Genomic DNA, 4,015 nt, shown 5'->3' with positions numbered 1-4,015 from the left:
TACCGGTAACCCGCCGTATTCGATTCAGTCGTATTCCAGCGATACCCGACAACGCCGCCACTGTCTTACAATTTGTAGTACGCTGTGACCTATGGCTGACACCATCACTTTTCGAACCGACGAGGACACGTCGAATGCATTAGCTGTGCTGACTCGTGACGGCACTCCGGTATCGGCGGCCGTTCGAATCGCGCTGATCGATGCTGCCCGACGAAAAGCCACCGCGTCGATCCGCGCGGAGGCCGAGGAACTCGCAGCGGACGAGGCCGACCGGGCGGAAGCAGCGCAGGTGCTTCGCGACATGGAGACGTTGCGTGCGTGGTGAGGTCTTCCGACTTCGCGCCCCACGGGGCAGTCGCGGCCACGAGCAGTCCGGCACCCGGTACGCCGTCGTCATCCAGTCCGACGGACTTCCACTATCGACGTTGCTGGTAGCGCCGACGTCGACCGCGGCCCGGGTTGCGACCTTTCGTCCGGAGGTCGAGATCGCCGGTCGTGTCACCCGAGTGCTAGCCGAGCAGGCCGCGGCCGTCGACCCAAGCCGGCTCGGCGAGAACGTTGGACGACTCGCTTTCGACGAGATGCGCCGTGTCGATGCGGCATTGCGGATCGTCATGGACCTGTAGCGACAACAGGGAAAATGAAGAAGCCTCCCAAACGTGTTGAATGGCAGCGCAAACGGAAGACTCGTAGCTTGCAATACTTGAGTGGTGGTAATGCTCAGTAAATGATTGTTGCAGCCACGCGGGTAGAGGCTTCCGCCAAGTCGGCACATCGAATCGGGAAGTTCGGTGTCGTGTCGTCCTGTGTGGCGAGCGCGGTGTTCGGACTTGCCGCTATGTGACATATCGGGACCATCGTTGTCCGGCCTGTTCGGCGTGATACTGGGTGCAGTTGTGGCTGTAGCCCAGCAGTTGTGCGACGACCGGAGGTGGGATCTCGGCGACGAGGTCGCGCAGCGCGGAGGTGCGCGCTGCGAGCACGCTGATGCCGAGAGCTTTGACCATGGTCTCGGTGTCGAGGTGCTTGCCGGGCCCTCGGCCCGGGAAGAGCCACGCCGTGGTGGCCCTGCCGCCGCCGGTGCGAAGGTTCGGCCGGTTGTCGAGGTGCTCTTTGAGCATGCCGGCGAAGGGTTCGGGTACCGGGATGGGTTCGGCTCCAAGGGATATCAGCGTCTCACGCGGGGTGATTTCGACGGCCGTCGTCTTGAGTGCGGCGATCTTCACCATGGGTTGGGCGTAGAGCAGCACCAATGTTCCCGCGACGCGGTGGGGAAGGGACTCCGTGTCGCCGGTGAGCATTCTTTTGATCCATGCCAGTCGCTGGTCCTGGGTGAGCAGGCCGGTGGTCTGAGCCTGCTTGGTTTCGAGTCGTACTGCGGTGTTGATCTTGCTCTTATTGGCCCACACTAAGAAGGCGCGGATCTTGTGGCGTGTTGTCGGTCCCGTCGCTAGCCACTCGTCGACATCTTGTTGGTGGCAGCTGGCCGCGGTGCGCTGATGGTGCTCGAGCAGCCAGGTGAGGAATTTGACCGTCTCGGTGATCTGTTGTTGGGCTGCGCGTTTCGGCCCGTCGGAGGCTTGCCCGGGCGTGGAGGCGAGGCGTAGCCGGCGCAGGTGATGCCAGGTGGCGAACTGTTCGACGGGGGCTCGCACCGCCGGGTCGGGAATGTCGTCCAGTGTGCGCGCGAGCCACAATTCGAACCGCCCAAGGTGTTCATCGCGGGGCGGGAGCAGGCCGTTGTGCTCGAGCAGGCTACGCAAGTGCGAAACCTGGCTGTTTCGCCCGGCGGCATCGAGGCCGTCATGGCTGAGCGGGATGTCACCGCAGGAGAGCCCAGTCAGCAGGGCCCGAACGGTGGGGGATCGTTTCCAGGTGAGGATGCTTTCGGGTCGGTCCACTCCGCACAGGATGTCGGTGATCGTGCCCATCGCGACCGGTTCCGCGGCGCCGTCGACGATCAGCGAGCTCAAGTCCTCGCGTAGCGCGCAGCGGGCGCATCGCCCGTGCCGGTAGATCTGACCTTCGATGTCGCAGGTCGCACATCGGTAGGTTCCGGGGATGCCAGCGCAGGACAAGCAGATTGGCCGATCTTCGGTGCGGTTGGTGCGGCCGGGCAGCACGCCGTCGTGTCCGCAGATCGGGCAGATGCCTCTGGTGCGCATCGCGGTGTAGAAGCAGCTGTTGCAGAGTTGCTCGTCTGGCCAGGACGGGGTTCGGTTCTGGGTGGACATTCGGCTGCATCGGGTGCAGCGCAGTGTTCCGTTGGTGACGGTTGGTCGTCCGCGGGATCGACGGTGGGGGTTAGTCGTCATCGCGGAGCACGCGGGCACGGCGCGGCCGCACGGATTTGTTGAGTTCGACGACGTTGGGTGCCGTCGACGTCACCGCGGCGGTTGAGGCTCGCTTGCGGCGGACGTCGGACGCGGTGACGGTGACCAAGTCCTCGACTCCGCAGCCGAAGATGTCGCAGAGGGCGGCCATCATTTGTAGCGAAACCCGTTCGGGGCGTTGATGAACCACCCGGTATACCTGCGGGCGTGACAGCTGGATACCACGCTCGGCGAGGCGCGGGATGAGGTCGGTGCTGTTGTGCATGCCGGCCGCGGCCATCAACTCGGCTACCCGCCAGGTGTAGTCGACTTGACGATTCACGACGTCTCCTCGCCGTCAACGGACAACGCCTCGTTGATGGTCGCATCCAACGCCCGACGCAAGGTGCGGGTGCGGTAATCGCTGGACACACACGTGTAGAGCGAAGTGGTACTGGCATGCTCGTGACCCAGCTGATCCTGGACGAACTTCGCGTCCCAGCCATCTTCGATGAGGTGGGTGGCATGGGAACGCCGCAATGAGTGCAGATCGAGTCCGCCTGGCAGCTGCAGGTCATCGTCGCAGTAGCGCCGGAACCGACGGAGCAGGGTGCGTTCGGCGACCAGCGTGCCTCGCTCGCTGGGGAACAGGTCGATACCGTCGTCCATGTAGGGCTGGCCATGGGTGAGCCAGTCGCCGATCACCTCGGGTGTCCAATCGAAGACGGTCAGCACGCTGCGTCGTTTCGGAGGGGATCCCTTCTTGGCCTTGCCGTACCGGATCTGAACGACGCCGTAGCGGCCGAACTCGCGGGCCCGAGGATTGCGGGAGAAGTCGACGGTTTGCAGGTGCCGTAATTCGTTGCACCGCAGCCCGTAGGAGTAGGCGACCTTGAACATCACCGCGTCGCGGTAGGCCGGCAGCCAGCCCTTGCGCCCCGACGCCGCGATCAGCGCGACCTGGTCGTCGGCGTGGTCGAAGAAGTCCTGCAACTCCGCCTTGGTGAAGGCACGCTTCTCGGGGGACTGCTCGTTGTCCTGCACGTGGGTGGCGGTGTTCCACTCGAAGAACACTTGCGCCGGATGAGTTCCGAACCGCTGCTCGCACACCCGGTCCCAGCCGTAGTCGGGATGGCTGACGTAGGAGCAGAACAGCCTCAAGGCGTTCTGATAACCGCGGACGGTGGATTGTTTGCGCCGGTGGATCGCGCGTAGATCACCGAAGAACTCTTCGGCCATCGCCGGTGTCCACGTCCACGGGAATTCGTTGGTGTACGCCAGGAACCGTTGCACGACCCGGATCCGTCCGGCGATCGTGTCGTGGTCGAGGTTGCGGCACAGTTGCTGGTTGCGCCACCCCTCGAGCATCTCCTCGACGGTCTGCGCCTCCGGGTGCAGCAACGGAACCGCACCGACGACGTACACCCGACCACTTCTATCGACCGGCATCGCACCCCCCAAGCTGTCTCATCGGATGATACATTGAATCATGCAATGCATCAACGCCACATCAATGCAGGTGGCAGCCTCGGCGATGGGCGTGCGAGTTCCCCCCGCGAATCTAACTCTGCGACCCACCCGCTGTCACACCGTGGCGTCATTCCGAATGTCGCTGCTCAACAGCAGCATTCGTGAACCCAAGCGAAGCTCGCCCGGATGGGCGGCAACGGCTGGCTGATTCATCAGATGAAAACGGCGGAGTT

At 63.7% G+C, this 4,015-nt stretch carries 5 protein-coding genes; 2 read left to right on the top strand and 3 right to left on the bottom strand.

What is annotated here, in order from left to right; all coding sequences use genetic code 11:
- Positions 1-91: 91 nt before the first annotated feature.
- Both SLQ30_RS32965 and SLQ30_RS32960 read left to right on the top strand, forming a co-directional pair.
- Entirely contained in the window at positions 92-325 is a 234-nt protein-coding gene (locus SLQ30_RS32965; protein ID WP_319451245.1) for a hypothetical protein, read from the top strand.
- On the top strand, positions 315-626 hold the full coding sequence (locus SLQ30_RS32960) for a type II toxin-antitoxin system PemK/MazF family toxin (protein ID WP_319451244.1): 312 nt from the start codon (positions 315-317) through the stop codon (positions 624-626). The genes SLQ30_RS32965 and SLQ30_RS32960 overlap by 11 nt, the downstream gene beginning before the upstream one ends.
- A gap of 210 nt (positions 627-836) precedes the next feature.
- Here the strand turns inward: SLQ30_RS32960 and SLQ30_RS32955 are convergent, their stop codons facing one another.
- From SLQ30_RS32955 to SLQ30_RS32945, 3 genes are all read right to left on the bottom strand, one after another.
- Positions 837-2,234, bottom strand: a complete 1,398-nt coding sequence (locus SLQ30_RS32955) for a recombinase XerD (RefSeq protein ID WP_319451243.1) — start codon at positions 2,232-2,234, stop codon at positions 837-839.
- 70 nt (positions 2,235-2,304) lie between these two features.
- Positions 2,305-2,655, bottom strand: coding sequence for a helix-turn-helix transcriptional regulator (locus SLQ30_RS32950; RefSeq protein WP_319451242.1), 351 nt, complete (start codon positions 2,653-2,655; stop codon positions 2,305-2,307).
- The gene (locus SLQ30_RS32945) at positions 2,652-3,761 is read right to left on the bottom strand and encodes a site-specific integrase (RefSeq protein ID WP_319451241.1); all 1,110 of its coding nucleotides are present in this window, start codon (positions 3,759-3,761) and stop codon (positions 2,652-2,654) included. Before SLQ30_RS32945 ends, SLQ30_RS32950 begins: the two co-directional genes overlap by 4 nt.
- Positions 3,762-4,015: the final 254 nt, after the last annotated feature.

The sequence above is a fragment of the Mycobacterium sp. RTGN4 genome (genome assembly GCF_033804635.1).
Classification (GTDB): domain Bacteria; phylum Actinomycetota; class Actinomycetes; order Mycobacteriales; family Mycobacteriaceae; genus Mycobacterium.
This window is presented reverse-complemented; position numbering and strand designations above follow the sequence as displayed.

Excerpts from the sequence above, each read along its gene's own strand:
- SLQ30_RS32965 (WP_319451245.1), top strand. The coding sequence starts at position 92 with ATGGCTGACACCATCACTTTTCGAACCGACGAGGACACGTCGAATGCA.
- SLQ30_RS32955 (WP_319451243.1), bottom strand. The coding sequence starts at position 2,234 with ATGTCCACCCAGAACCGAACCCCGTCCTGGCCAGACGAGCAACTCTGC.
- SLQ30_RS32945 (WP_319451241.1), bottom strand. The coding sequence starts at position 3,761 with ATGCCGGTCGATAGAAGTGGTCGGGTGTACGTCGTCGGTGCGGTTCCG.